The sequence below is a fragment of the Borreliella americana genome (genome assembly GCF_032595795.2).
Classification (GTDB): domain Bacteria; phylum Spirochaetota; class Spirochaetia; order Borreliales; family Borreliaceae; genus Borreliella; species Borreliella americana.
The window spans coordinates 48,819-63,629 of sequence record NZ_CP179252.1 but is presented as its reverse complement, the minus strand read 5'-3'; the positions used below and the strand labels follow the sequence as shown (position 1 = coordinate 63,629).

Annotated in this window: 5 protein-coding genes and 1 pseudogene; 5 read left to right on the top strand and 1 reads right to left on the bottom strand. The window is 45.2% G+C overall.

The window, feature by feature from the left end; all coding sequences use genetic code 11:
• Positions 1-126: 126 nt before the first annotated feature.
• Positions 127-1,197 carry a variable large family protein gene (locus QIA00_RS05165; protein ID WP_421114468.1) on the bottom strand — a complete coding sequence of 357 codons (1,071 nt, stop codon included), beginning with the start codon at positions 1,195-1,197 and terminating at the stop codon, positions 127-129.
• Positions 1,198-1,730: 533 nt separating this feature from the next.
• On the opposite strand from QIA00_RS05165, the gene QIA00_RS05160 reads away from it, so the two are divergent.
• From QIA00_RS05160 to QIA00_RS05140, 5 genes and pseudogenes are all read left to right on the top strand, one after another.
• A complete protein-coding gene (locus QIA00_RS05160) occupies positions 1,731-6,053 on the top strand; it encodes a variable large family protein (RefSeq protein ID WP_421114467.1) in 4,323 nt (1,440 codons plus the stop codon).
• Complete coding sequence (locus QIA00_RS05155) at positions 5,975-7,276, top strand: variable large family protein (RefSeq protein WP_421114474.1); 1,302 nt, start codon at positions 5,975-5,977, stop codon at positions 7,274-7,276. The genes QIA00_RS05160 and QIA00_RS05155 overlap by 79 nt, the downstream gene beginning before the upstream one ends.
• Positions 7,239-10,214: a variable large family protein gene (locus QIA00_RS05150; protein ID WP_421114466.1), complete on the top strand. Its 2,976-nt coding sequence runs from the start codon at positions 7,239-7,241 to the stop codon at positions 10,212-10,214. Before QIA00_RS05155 ends, QIA00_RS05150 begins: the two co-directional genes overlap by 38 nt.
• The gene (locus QIA00_RS05145; RefSeq protein ID WP_421114465.1) at positions 10,177-12,552 is read left to right on the top strand and encodes a variable large family protein; all 2,376 of its coding nucleotides are present in this window, start codon (positions 10,177-10,179) and stop codon (positions 12,550-12,552) included. The genes QIA00_RS05150 and QIA00_RS05145 overlap by 38 nt, the downstream gene beginning before the upstream one ends.
• Positions 12,474-14,807: pseudogene (locus tag QIA00_RS05140) on the top strand (variable large family protein); the annotation flags it as partial. The gene QIA00_RS05145 and the pseudogene QIA00_RS05140, both read left to right, overlap by 79 nt.
• Between the last annotated feature and the right edge of the window lie 4 nt (positions 14,808-14,811).

Below are 14,811 nucleotides of genomic sequence, written 5' to 3'. Positions count from 1 at the left end.
AGTTTATTATCTTTTAGTATTAGTTTAATGCTACCATATAGTAATTTATGGAACTGCCGGTCCAGAGTGTTAAGCTATATCTGTACCGGTAGTTCTACTTCTTTCAATCGTGTTAGGGAAATACAGTTATGAGTTGGATTCAGATTGTTTCTGGCCCTGGTTGCCCTTTGGGGCTTTGTTCTCAGGCCCCCCGTTACCCTGCTTTTTAACAGCATCTCCAATTCCTTTTAACCCACTTCTTACGGCCTCCCCTATAATCTCTGTTAAAGCACCCACAGTCTTAGTAACAGCACTCTCAACTGCATTCTTCAATGATTTCTGACCATTCGCACCGCCATCCAAAGCAAACTTTCCACCCTTAGCCATCCCTCTTAGAACAAGAGCAGCAGCAATCGCATCATTCTTCTGCATATTATCACCAAACGCTCCGTTGGCGTCATTACCATCAGCACCAATGGCAGCATCAATTGGATTTGTAGCCGCACTAGCCTTAGCACCACCACCATCACCACTAGTCACGATAGCATGCAGTATCTGCTTTCCACTCACCTTACTAACAGCATCAGCTGCTTTCCCAATCGCTGCATCATTAGCACCAGCATGACCACCCACATTAAATAACTTCCCCACATCCACATTCCCAGCACCACCACCACCATCAACTTTCAATTCCACACCTGCTTTTTTCGCAGCATCAACAATCCCTTTCATTCCACCAGCAATCGCCTTAACACTGCCAGCGTCCCCTTGTGCGCCATTATTACCAGCAGCAGCAACGTTTCCAATGCTTTCACCAGCATCACCATTCTTCTCACCTGCTTTTTTCGCAGCATCTATCATCTCTTTTAACCATCCGCTAGTTCCTGTAACAGCACTCTCAACTGTATTCTCAACAATATCTTCATTGTCTTTGGTTAATTTTTCAAGACTTTTTGCTGTTTCTTCTAGTTTTTTTGCGATAGCATCAAAGTAATTTTTTACATCGGATTTTTTTGGATCTGCTTTAAATCCTAATATATCGGTAATTAAACCGCCAAAAGAACTAAACACATCAATAAATCCATTTCCCAGTTTAATAATTGACTGATAAAATTTATTTACTGTGTCGTCCTTACTGGTAGTTTTTCCTGCATCACTTTTACAGTTTGTAAAAGCAATAAGGGTTGCTAATAGTATTGCACTTGAACTTTTTCTCATATGTTGTCTCCTTTATGAAAGATATAAAATATTATTTTAACTCAAAAAAAACAATTTAACAAGTGTATGTTTTAAAAAATTAATCACAGCTTCTTACCATTATTCTTAGATCTAAGAATAATGGTAAGAAGCTGTGATTAATTTTTTAAAACATACACTTGTTAAATTGTTTTTTTTGAGTACACGCAGTCAGTCATCCAATCGTCACCCAGACCAATCATCACAAATTTACATAGGACAAATGAAAAGCAATTTCCAAAAAGGAATATAAATTAAATTGATTTAAAAAAGCTTATTAATTTTTATTTTTTAAAAATTATCCTCATTTACATTGAAATGAATATTTCCAGTCTAATCCCTAAATAAAAATAAAAAGATTTTACAATGGCAAAGTGATATGTGTTTGAACAAAAAATATATAAAATAAAAACTAAATCTCAAAAAACTGATTGAATCAATACTTTACTAGTATCAACTTAAAACTTGATTCCCCTTCCTTTCCACAAAAAAGTAATTCATAAAGGAGACAACATATGAGAAAAAGTTCAAGTGCAATACTATTAGCAACCCTTATTGCTTTTACAAACTGTAAAAGTGATGCAGGAAAAACTACCAGTAAGGACGACACAGTAAATAAATTTTATCAGTCAATTATTAAACTGGGAAATGGATTTATTGATGTGTTTAGTTCTTTTGGCGGTTTAATTACCGATATATTAGGATTTAAAGCAGATCCAAAAAAATCCGATGTAAAAAATTACTTTGATGCTATCGCAAAAAAACTAGAAGAAACAGCAAAAAGTCTTGAAAAATTAACCAAAGACAATGAAGATATTGTTGAGAATACAGTTGAGAGTGCTGTTAAAGGAACTAGCGGATGGTTAAAAGAGATGATAGATGCTGCAAAAAAAGCAGGTGAGAAGAGTGGTGGTGGTGTTGATAGCATTGGAAACGTTGCTGATGCTGGTAATAATGGCGCACAAGGGAACGCTGGCAGTGTTAAGGCGATTGCTGGTGGAATGAAAGGGATTGTTGATGCTGCGAAAAAAGCAGGTGAGAAGAGTGGTGGCGCTGGTGAAAGCATTGGAAACGTTGCTACTGCTGGTAATAATGGCGCACAAGGGGACGCTGGCAGTGTTAAGGCGATTGCTGGTGGAATGAAAGGGATTGTTGATGCTGCGAAAAAAGCAGGTGAGAAGAGTAGTGGTGGTGGTGAAAGCATTGGAAACGTTGCTGATGCTGGTAATAATGGCGCCAAAGGGGACGCTGGCAGTGTTAAGGCGATTGCTGGTGGAATGAAAGGGATTGTTGATGCTGCGAAAAAAGCAGGTGTGGAATTGAAAGTTGATGCTGGTGCTGGTGATGGGAATGAGAATGCGGGGAAGTTATTTAATGTGGGTGGTCATGATGGTGCTAATGATGAAGCGATTGGGAAAGCAGCTGATGCTGTTAGCAAGGTGAGTGGAAAGCAGATACTGCATGCTATCGTGACTAGTGGTGGTGGTAATGGTGCTAAGGCTAGTAAGGCTACAAATCCAATTGATGCTGCCATTGGTGGTGCTGATGATGACAACAATGCGTTTGGTGATAATATGCAGAAGAATGATGCGATTGCTGCTGCTCTTGTTCTAAGAGGGATGGCTAAGGGTGGAAAGTTTGCTTTGGCTGGCGCTGCTAATGGTCAGAAATCATTGAAGAATGCAGTTGAGAGTGCTGTTACAGGAACTAGCGGATGGTTAAAAGAGATGATAGATGCTGCGAAAAAAGCAGGTGAGAAGAATGGTGGTGGTGGTGAAAGCATTGGAAACGTTGCTGATGCTAATAATAATGGCGCACAAGGGAACGCTGGCAGTGTTAAGGCGATTGCTGGTGGAATGAAAGGGATTGTTGATGCTGCGAAAAAAGCAGGTGTGGAATTGAAAGTTGATGCTGGTGGTGGGAATGAGAATGCGGGAAAGTTATTTAATGTGGGTGGTCGTGGGAATGCTAATGATGCAGCGATTGGGAAAGCAGCTGATGCTGTTAGTAAGGTGAGTGGAAAGCAGATACTGCATGCTATCGTGACTAGTGGTGATGGTAATGGTGCTAGGGCTAGTGCGGCTACAAATCCAATTGATGCTGCCATTGGTGCTGCTGATGATGACGCCGACGGAGCGTTTACTGGTAATAATATGAAGAAGAATGATGCGATTGCTGCTGCTCTTGTTCTAAGAGGGATGGCTAAGGATGGAAAGTTTGCTTTGGCTAACGGTGCTAATGGTCAGAAATCATTGAAGAATGCAGTTGAGAGTGCTGTTACAGGAACTAGCGGATGGTTAAAAGAGATGATAGATGCTGCGAAAAAAGCAGGTGAGAAGAATGGTGGTGGTGGTGAAAGCATTGGAAACGTTGCTGCTGCTAATAATAATGGCGCACAAGGGAACGCTGGCAGTGTTAAGGCGATTGCTGGTGGAATGAAAGGGATTGTTGATGCTGCGAAAAAAGCAGGTGTGGAATTGAAAGTTGATGGTGATGCTGGTGGTGGTGGTGCTGAGAATGCGGATGCGGGAAAATTATTTAATGCGGGTGGTAATAATGGTGCTGATGATGCAGCGATTGGGAAAGCAGCTGATGCTGTTAGTAAGGTGAGTGGAAAGCAGATACTGCATGCTATCGTGACTAGTGGTGATGGTGATGGTGCTAAGGCTAGTGAGGCTACAAATCCAATTGATGCTGCCATTGGTGCTGCTGATGATGACGACAATGCGTTTGGTGATAATATGCAGAAGAATGATGCGATTGCTGCTGCTCTTGTTCTAAGAGGGATGGCTAAGGATGGAAAGTTTGCTTTGGCTATCGGTGCTAATGGTCAGAAATCATTGAAGAATGCAGTTGAGAGTGCTGTTACAGGAACTAGCGGATGGTTAAAAGAGATGATAGATGCTGCAAAAAAAGCAGGTGAGAAGAGTGGTGATGCTGGTGAAAGCATTGGAAACGTTGCTACTGCTGGTAATAATGGCGCACAAGGGAACGCTGACAGTGTTAAGGCGATTGCTGGTGGAATGAAAGGGATTGTTGATGCTGCGAAAAAAGCAGGTGTGGAATTGAAAGTTGATGGTGATGGTGGTGCTGGAAATGCGGATGCGGGGAAATTATTTAATGCGGGTGGTCGTAATGGTGCTGGTGCTGATGATGCAGCGATTGGGAAAGCAGCTGATGCTGTTAGTAAGGTGAGTGGAAAGCAGATACTGCATGCTATCGTGACTAGTGGTGATGGTGGTGGTGCTAAGGCTAGTGCGGCTACAAATCCAATTGATGCTGCCATTGGTGCTGATGATAATGACGCCGCCGGAGCGTTTACTGGTAATATGCAGAAGAATGATGCGATTGCTGCTGCTCTTGTTCTAAGAGGGATGGCTAAGGATGGAAAGTTTGCTTTGGCTGCCGGTGCTGCGAATGGTCAGAAATCATTGAAGAATGCAGTTGAGAGTGCTGTTACAGGAACTAGCGGATGGTTAAAAGAGATGATAGATGCTGCGAAAAAAGCAGGTGAGAAGAGTGGTGGTGGTGGTGAAAGCATTGGAAACGTTGCTACTGCTGGTAATAATGGCGCCAAAGGGGACGCTGACAGTGTTAAGGCGATTGCTGGTGGAATGAAAGGGATTGTTGATGCTGCGAAAAAAGCAGGTGTGGAATTGAAAGTTGATGCTGGTGGTGGTGCTGAGAATGCGGATGCGGATGCGGGGAAGTTATTTAATATGGGTGGTAATGATAATGCTAATGATGCAGCGATTGGGAAAGCAGCTGATGCTGTTAGTAAGGTGAGTGGAAAGCAGATACTGCATGCTATCGTGACTAGTGGTGATGGTGGTAATGGTGCTAAGGCTAGTGAGGCTACAAATCCAATTGATGCTGCCATTGGTGCTGCTGATGATGACAACGCCAACGGAGCGTTTGGTGTTGATAATATGAAGAAGAATGATGCGATTGCTGCTGCTCTTGTTCTAAGAGGGATGGCTAAGGGTGGAAAGTTTGCTTTGGATGGCGCTGCGAATGGTCAGAAATCATTGAAGAATGCAGTTGAGAGTGCTGTTACAGGAACTAGCGGATGGTTAAAAGAGATGATAGATGCTGCGAAAAAAGCAGGCGAGAAGAGTGGTGGTGGTGGTGAAAGCATTGGAAACGTTGCTGCTGCTGATAATAATGGCGCCAAAGGGGACGCTGACAGTGTTAAGGCGATTGCTGGTGGAATGAAAGGGATTGTTGATGCTGCGAAAAAAGCAGGTGTGGAATTGAAAGTTGATGGTGATGCTGGTGGTGGTGCTGCTGAGAATGCGGATGCGGGGAAATTATTTAATGCGGGTGGTCATGATGGTGCTAATGATGAAGCGATTGGGAAAGCAGCTGATGCTGTTAGTAAGGTGAGTGGAAAGCAGATACTGCATGCTATCGTGACTAGTGGTGATGGTGGTGGTGCTAAGGCTAGTGCGGCTACAAATCCAATTGATGCTGCCATTGGTGCTACTGATAATGACGCCAACGGAGCGTTTGGTGGTAATATGCAGAAGAATGATGCGATTGCTGCTGCTCTTGTTCTAAGAGGGATGGCTAAGGGTGGAAAGTTTGCTTTGGCTATCGGTGCGAATGGTACATCATTGAAGAATGCAGTTGAGAGTGCTGTTACTAAGACTGTGGGTGCTTTAACAGAGATTATAGGGGAGGCCGTAAGAAGTGGGTTAAAAGGAATTGGAGATGCTGTTAAAAAGCAGGTGAGAAGAATGGTGATGCTGGTGAAAGCATTGGAAACGTTGCTGCTGCTGGTAATAATGGCGCACAAGGGGACGCTGGCAGTGTTAAGGCGATTGCTGGTGGAATGAAAGGGATTGTTGATGCTGCGAAAAAAGCAGGTGTGGAATTGAAAGTTGATGCTGGTGCTGGTGGTGCTGGGAATGAGAATGTGGATGTGGGGAAGTTATTTAATGTGGGTGGTAATGGGAATGCTGATGATGCAGCGATTGGGAAAGCAGCTGATGCTGTTAGTAAGGTGAGTGGAAAGCAGATACTGCATGCTATCGTGACTAGTGGTGATGGTAATGGTGCTGGGGCTAGTAAGGCTACAAATCCAATTGATGCTGCCATTGGTGCTGCTGAAAATGACGCCGCCGGAGCGTTTACTGGTAATATGCAGAAGAATGATGCGATTGCTACTGCTCTTGTTCTAAGAGGGATGGCTAAGGATGGAAAATTTGCTTTGGCTGCCGGTGCGAATGGTACATCATTGAAGAATGCAGTTGAGAGTGCTGTTACAGGAACTAGCGGATGGTTAAAAGAGATGATAGATGCTGCGAAAAAAGCAGGCGAGAAGAGTGGTGGTGGTGGTGAAAGCATTGGAAACGTTGCTACTGCTGGTAATAATGGCGCCAAAGGGGACGCTGGCAGTGTTAAGGCGATTGCTGGTGGAATGAAAAGGATTGTTGATGCTGCGAAAAAAGCAGGTGTGGAATTGAAAGTTGATGCTGGTGATGGTGGTGATGGTAATGCGGATGCGGGGAAGTTATTTAATGTGGGTGGTCATGATAATGCTGATGATGCAGCGATTGGGAAAGCAGCTGATGCTGTTAGTAAGGTGAGTGGAAAGCAGATACTGCATGCTATCGTGACTAGTGGTGATGGTAATGGTGCTAAGGCTAGTACGGCTACAAATCCAATTGATGCTGCCATTGGTGGTGCTGATGGTAATGACGACGCCGCGTTTGGTGATAATATGCGGAAGAATGATGCGATTGCTGCTGCTCTTGTTCTAAGAGGGATGGCTAAGGGTGGAAAGTTTGCTTTGGCTAACGCTGCTAATGGTCAGAAATCATTGAAGAATGCAGTTGAGAGTGCTGTTACAGGAACTAGCGGATGGTTAAAAGAGATGATAGATGCTGCAAAAAAAGCAGGTGAGAAGAGTGGTGGTGGTGGTGAAAGCATTGGAAACGTTGCTGATGCTGATAGTAATGGCGCACAAGGGAACGCTGACAGTGTTAAGGCGATTGCTGGTGGAATGAAAGGGATTGTTGATGCTGCGAAAAAAGCCAGGTGTGGAATTGAAAGTTGATGCTGGTGCTGGTGCTGCTGGGAATGTGGATGCGGGAAAATTATTTAATGCGGGTGGTAATAATGATGCTAATGATGAAGCGATTGGGAAAGCAGCTGATGCTGTTAGTAAGGTGAGTGGAAAGCAGATACTGCATGCTATCGTGACTAGTGGTGATGGTGGTGGTGCTAAGGCTAGTGCGGCTAAAAATCCAATTGATGCTGCCATTGGTGCTGATGGTAATGACAACAATGCGTTTGGTGTTAATATGCAGAAGAATGATGCGATTGCTGCTGCTCTTGTTCTAAGAGGGATGGCTAAGGGTGGAAAGTTTGCTTTGGATGGCGGTGCGAATGGTCAGAAATCATTGAAGAATGCAGTTGAGAGTGCTGTTACAGGAACTAGCGAATGGTTAAAAGAGATGATAGATGCTGCAAAAAAAGCAGGTGAGAAGAATGGTGGTGCTGGTGAAAGCATTGGAAACGTTGCTACTGCTGATAGTAATGGCGCACAAGGGAACGCTGACAGTGTTAAGGCGATTGCTGGTGGAATGAAAGGGATTGTTGATGCTGCGAAAAAAGCAGGTGTGGAATTGAAAGTTGGTGGTGATGCTGGTGGTGGTGGTGCTGGGAATGAGAATGTGGATGCGGGGAAATTATTTAATGTGGGTGGTCGTGCTGGTGCTAATGATGAAGCGATTGGGAAAGCAGCTGATGCTGTTAGTAAGGTGAGTGGAAAGCAGATACTGCATGCTATCGTGACTAGTGATGGTAATGGTGCTGGGGCTAGTACGGCTACAAATCCAATTGATTCTGCCATTGGTGCTGCTGATGATGACAACGCCGCGTTTGGTGCTGGTAATATGCAGAAGAATGATGCGATTGCTGCTGCTCTTGTTCTAAGAGGGATGGCTAAGGATGGAAAGTTTGCTTTGGCTAACGCTGCTAAAGGTACATCATTGAAGAATGCAGTTGAGAGTGCTGTTACAGGAACTAGCGAATGGTTAAAAGAGATGATAGATGCTGCAAAAAAAGCAGGTGAGAAGAGTGGTGGTGGTGTTGATAGCATTGGAAACGTTGCTGCTGCTAATAGTAATGGCGCCAAAGGGGACGCTGGCAGTGTTAAGGCGATTGCTGGTGGAATGAAAGGGATTGTTGATGCTGCGAAAAAAGCAGGTGTGGAATTGAAAGTTGATGGTGGTGGTGGTGCTGCTGAGAATGCGGATGTGGGGAAGTTATTTAATGTGGGTGGTCGTGCTAGTGCTAATGATGCAGCGATTGGGAAAGCAGCTGATGCTGTTAGTAAGGTGAGTGGAAAGCAGATACTGCATGCTATCGTGACTAGTGGTGGTGATGGTAATGGTGCTGGGGCTAGTACGGCTACAAATCCAATTGATGCTGCCATTGGTGCTGCTGGAGATGACGCCAATGCGTTTGGTGATAATATGCAGAAGAATGATGCGATTGCTGCTGCTCTTGTTCTAAGAGGGATGGCTAAGGGTGGAAAGTTTGCTTTGGATGGCGCTGCTGCGAATGGTCAGAAATCATTGAAGAATGCAGTTGAGAGTGCTGTTACAGGAACTAGCGGATGGTTAAAAGAGATGATAGATGCTGCAAAAAAAGCAGGTGAGAAGAATGGTGGTGGTGGTGTTGAAAGCACTGGAAACGTTGCTGCTGCTGGTAATAATGGCGCACAAGGGGACGCTGACGGTGTTAAGGCGATTGCTGGTGGAATGAAAGGGATTGTTGATGCTGCGAAAAAAGCAGGTGTGGAATTGAAAGTTGATGCTGGTGGTGGGAATGAGAATGAAGATGTGGGAAAATTATTTAATGCGGGTGGTCGTGATAATGCTGATGATGCAGCGATTGGGAAAGCAGCTGATGCTGTTAGTAAGGTGAGTGGAAAGCAGATACTGCATGCTATCGTGACTAGTGGTGATGGTAATGGTGCTAGGGCTAGTGATGCTACAAATCCAATTGATGCTGCCATTGGTGCTGCTGAAAATGACGCCGCCGGAGCGTTTACTGGTAATATGCAGAAGAATGATGCGATTGCTACTGCTCTTGTTCTAAGAGGGATGGCTAAGGATGGAAAATTTGCTTTGGCTGCCGGTGCGAATGGTCAGAAATCATTGAAGAATGCAGTTGAGAGTGCTGTTACAGGAACTAGCGGATGGTTAAAAGAGATGATAGATGCTGCGAAAAAAGCAGGCGAGAAGAGTGGTGGTGGTGGTGTTGAAAGCATTGGAAACGTTGCTACTGCTGGTAATAATGGCGCCAAAGGGGACGCTGGCAGTGTTAAGGCGATTGCTGGTGGAATGAAAAGGATTGTTGATGCTGCGAAAAAAGCAGGTGTGGAATTGAAAGTTGATGCTGGTGATGGTGGTGATGGTGGGAATGCGAATGCGGGGAAGTTATTTAATGTGGGTGGTCATGATAATGCTGATGATGCAGCGATTGGGAAAGCAGCTGATGCTGTTAGTAAGGTGAGTGGAAAGCAGATACTGCATGCTATCGTGACTAGTGGTGATGGTAATGGTGCTAAGGCTAGTACGGCTACAAATCCAATTGATGCTGCCATTGGTGGTGATGGTAATGACAACAATGCGTTTGGTGATAATATGCGGAAGAATGATGCGATTGCTGCTGCTCTTGTTCTAAGAGGGATGGCTAAGGGTGGAAAGTTTGCTTTGGCTAACGCTGCGAATGGTCAGAAATCATTGAAGAATGCAGTTGAGAGTGCTGTTACAGGAACTAGCGGATGGTTAAAAGAGATGATAGATGCTGCAAAAAAAGCAGGTGAGAAGAGTGGTGGTGGTGGTGGTGAAAGCATTGGAAACGTTGCTGATGCTGATAGTAATGGCGCACAAGGGAACGCTGACAGTGTTAAGGCGATTGCTGGTGGAATGAAAGGGATTGTTGATGCTGCGAAAAAAGCCAGGTGTGGAATTGAAAGTTGATGCTGGTGCTGGTGCTGCTGGGAATGTGGATGCGGGGAAGTTATTTAATGTGGGTGGTCGTAATGGTGCTGGTGCTAATGATGAAGCGATTGGGAAAGCAGCTGATGCTGTTAGTAAGGTGAGTGGAAAGCAGATACTGCATGCTATCGTGACTAGTGGTGATGGTGGTGGTGCTAAGGCTAGTGCGGCTACAAATCCAATTGATGCTGCCATTGGTGCTGATGAAGATGACGCCAATGCGTTTGGTGTTAATATGCAGAAGAATGATGCGATTGCTGCTGCTCTTGTTCTAAGAGGGATGGCTAAGGATGGAAAGTTTGCTTTGGCTGGCGGTGCGAATGGTACATCATTGAAGAATGCAGTTGAGAGTGCTGTTACAGGAACTAGCGAATGGTTAAAAGAGATGATAGATGCTGCAAAAAAAGCAGGTGAGAAGAATGGTGGTGCTGGTGAAAGCATTGGAAACGTTGCTACTGCTGGTAGTAATGGCGCACAAGGGGACGCTGGCAGTGTTAAGGCGATTGCTGGTGGAATGAAAGGGATTGTTGATGCTGCGAAAAAAGCAGGTGTGGAATTGAAAGTTGGTGGTGATGCTGGTGGTGGTGGTGCTGGGAATGAGAATGTGGATGCGGGGAAATTATTTAATGTGGGTGGTCGTGCTGGTGCTAATGATGAAGCTATTGGGAAAGCAGCTGATGCTGTTAGTAAGGTGAGTGGAAAGCAGATACTGCATGCTATCGTGACTAGTGATGGTAATGGTGCTGGGGCTAGTACGGCTACAAATCCAATTGATTCTGCCATTGGTGCTGCTGATGATGACAACGCCGCGTTTGGTGTTGGTAATATGCAGAAGAATGATGCGATTGCTGCTGCTCTTGTTCTAAGAGGGATGGCTAAGGGTGGAAAGTTTGCTTTGGCTGGCGGTGCTAAAGGTACATCATTGAAGAATGCAGTTGAGAGTGCTGTTACAGGAACTAGCGAATGGTTAAAAGAGATGATAGATGCTGCAAAAAAAGCAGGTGAGAAGAATGGTGGTGGTGGTGGTGAAAGCATTGGAAACGTTGCTGCTGCTAATAATGGCGCACAAGGGAACGCTGGCAGTGTTAAGGCGATTGCTGGTGGAATGAAAGGGATTGTTGATGCTGCGAAAAAAGCAGGTGTGGAATTGAAAGTTGATGGTGGTGGTGGTGCTGCTGAGAATGCGGATGTGGGGAAGTTATTTAATGTGGGTGGTCGTGCTAGTGCTAATGATGCAGCGATTGGGAAAGCAGCTGATGCTGTTAGTAAGGTGAGTGGAAAGCAGATACTGCATGCTATCGTGACTAGTGGTGGTGATGGTAATGGTGCTGGGGCTAGTGAGGCTACAAATCCAATTGATGCTGCCATTGGTGCTGCTGGAGATGACGCCAATGCGTTTGGTGATAATATGCAGAAGAATGATGCGATTGCTGCTGCTCTTGTTCTAAGAGGGATGGCTAAGGGTGGAAAGTTTGCTTTGGATGGCGCTGCTGCGAATGGTCAGAAATCATTGAAGAATGCAGTTGAGAGTGCTGTTACAGGAACTAGCGGATGGTTAAAAGAGATGATAGATGCTGCAAAAAAAGCAGGTGAGAAGAATGGTGGTGGTGGTGTTGAAAGCACTGGAAACGTTGCTGCTGCTGGTAATAATGGCGCACAAGGGGACGCTGACGGTGTTAAGGCGATTGCTGGTGGAATGAAAGGGATTGTTGATGCTGCGAAAAAAGCAGGTGTGGAATTGAAAGTTGATGCTGGTGGTGGGAATGAGAATGAAGATGTGGGAAAATTATTTAATGCGGGTGGTCGTGATAATGCTGATGATGCAGCGATTGGGAAAGCAGCTGATGCTGTTAGTAAGGTGAGTGGAAAGCAGATACTGCATGCTATCGTGACTAGTGGTGATGGTAATGGTGCTAGGGCTAGTGATGCTACAAATCCAATTGATGCTGCCATTGGTGCTGCTGATGATGATGATGACGCCGGAGCGTTTACTGGTAATATGCAGAAGAATGATGCGATTGCTGCTGCTCTTGTTCTAAGAGGGATGGCTAAGGGTGGAAAGTTTGCTTTGGATGGCGGTGCGAATGGTCAGAAATCATTGAAGAATGCAGTTAAGAGTGCTGTTACTAAGACTGTGGGTGCTTTAACAGAGATTATAGGGGAGGCCGTAAGAAGTGGGTTAAAAGGAATTGGAGATGCTGTTAAAAAGCAGGTGAGAAGAATGGTGGTACTGGTGATAGCATTGGAAACGTTGCTAATGCTGGTAATAATGGCGCCAAAGGGGACGCTGACAGTGTTAAGGCGATTGCTGGTGGAATGAAAGGGATTGTTGATGCTGCGAAAAAAGCAGGTGTGGAATTGAAAGTTGATGCTGGTGCTGGTGCTGCTGGGAATGTGGATGCGGGAAAATTATTTAATGCGGGTGGTAATAATGATGCTAATGATGAAGCGATTGGGAAAGCAGCTGATGCTGTTAGTAAGGTGAGTGGAAAGCAGATACTGCATGCTATCGTGACTAGTGGTGATGGTGGTGGTGCTAAGGCTAGTGCGGCTAAAAATCCAATTGATGCTGCCATTGGTGCTGCTGGAGATGACGCCGCCGGAGCGTTTACTGGTAATATGCAGAAGAATGATGCGATTGCTGCTGCTCTTGTTCTAAGAGGGATGGCTAAGGATGGAAAGTTTGCTTTGGCTGGCGGTGCGAATGGTACATCATTGAAGAATGCAGTTGAGAGTGCTGTTACAGGAACTAGCGAATGGTTAAAAGAGATGATAGATGCTGCAAAAAAAGCAGGTGAGAAGAATGGTGGTGCTGGTGAAAGCATTGGAAACGTTGCTACTGCTGGTAGTAATGGCGCACAAGGGGACGCTGGCAGTGTTAAGGCGATTGCTGGTGGAATGAAAGGGATTGTTGATGCTGCGAAAAAAGCAGGTGTGGAATTGAAAGTTGGTGGTGATGCTGGTGGTGGTGGTGCTGGGAATGAGAATGTGGATGCGGGGAAATTATTTAATGTGGGTGGTCGTGCTGGTGCTAATGATGAAGCGATTGGGAAAGCAGCTGATGCTGTTAGTAAGGTGAGTGGAAAGCAGATACTGCATGCTATCGTGACTAGTGATGGTAATGGTGCTGGGGCTAGTACGGCTACAAATCCAATTGATTCTGCCATTGGTGCTGCTGATGATGACAACGCCGCGTTTGGTGTTGGTAATATGCAGAAGAATGATGCGATTGCTGCTGCTCTTGTTCTAAGAGGGATGGCTAAGGGTGGAAAGTTTGCTTTGGCTGGCGGTGCTAAAGGTACATCATTGAAGAATGCAGTTGAGAGTGCTGTTAAAGGAACTAGCGAATGGTTAAAAGAGATGATAGATGCTGCAAAAAAAGCAGGTGAGAAGAATGGTGGTGGTGGTGGTGAAAGCATTGGAAACGTTGCTGCTGCTAATAATGGCGCACAAGGGAACGCTGGCAGTGTTAAGGCGATTGCTGGTGGAATGAAAGGGATTGTTGATGCTGCGAAAAAAGCAGGTGTGGAATTGAAAGTTGATGGTGGTGGTGGTGCTGCTGAGAATGCGGATGTGGGGAAGTTATTTAATGTGGGTGGTCGTGCTAGTGCTAATGATGCAGCGATTGGGAAAGCAGCTGATGCTGTTAGTAAGGTGAGTGGAAAGCAGATACTGCATGCTATCGTGACTAGTGGTGGTGATGGTAATGGTGCTGGGGCTAGTACGGCTACAAATCCAATTGATGCTGCCATTGGTGCTGCTGGAGATGACGCCAATGCGTTTGGTGATAATATGCAGAAGAATGATGCGATTGCTGCTGCTCTTGTTCTAAGAGGGATGGCTAAGGGTGGAAAGTTTGCTTTGGATGGCGCTGCTGCGAATGGTCAGAAATCATTGAAGAATGCAGTTGAGAGTGCTGTTACAGGAACTAGCGGATGGTTAAAAGAGATGATAGATGCTGCGAAAAAAGCAGGTGAGAAGAATGGTGGTGGTGGTGTTGAAAGCATTGGAAACGTTGCTGCTGCTGGTAATAATGGCGCACAAGGGGACGCTGACGGTGTTAAGGCGATTGCTGGTGGAATGAAAGGGATTGTTGATGCTGCGAAAAAAGCAGGTGTGGAATTGAAAGTTGATGCTGGTGGTGGGAATGAGAATGAAGATGTGGGAAAATTATTTAATGCGGGTGGTCGTGATAATGCTGATGATGCAGCGATTGGGAAAGCAGCTGATGCTGTTAGTAAGGTGAGTGGAAAGCAGATACTGCATGCTATCGTGACTAGTGGTGATGGTAATGGTGCTAGGGCTAGTGATGCTACAAATCCAATTGATGCTGCCATTGGTGCTGCTGATGATGATGATGACGCCGGAGCGTTTACTGGTAATATGCAGAAGAATGATGCGATTGCTGCTGCTCTTGTTCTAAGAGGGATGGCTAAGGGTGGAAAGTTTGCTTTGGATGGCGGTGCGAATGGTCAGAAATCATTGAAGAATGCAGTTAAGAGTGCTGTTACTAAGACTGTGGGTGCTTTAACAGAGATTATAGGGGAGGCCGTAAGAAGTGGGTTAAAAGGAATTGGAG

Coding starts and splice junctions, on each gene's coding strand:
- QIA00_RS05160 (WP_421114467.1), top strand. CDS start 1,731: ATGAGAAAAAGTTCAAGTGCAATACTATTAGCAACCCTTATTGCTTTT.
- QIA00_RS05165 (WP_421114468.1), bottom strand. CDS start 1,197: ATGAGAAAAAGTTCAAGTGCAATACTATTAGCAACCCTTATTGCTTTT.
- QIA00_RS05145 (WP_421114465.1), top strand. CDS start 10,177: ATGCTGCGAAAAAAGCCAGGTGTGGAATTGAAAGTTGATGCTGGTGCT.
- QIA00_RS05150 (WP_421114466.1), top strand. CDS start 7,239: ATGCTGCGAAAAAAGCCAGGTGTGGAATTGAAAGTTGATGCTGGTGCT.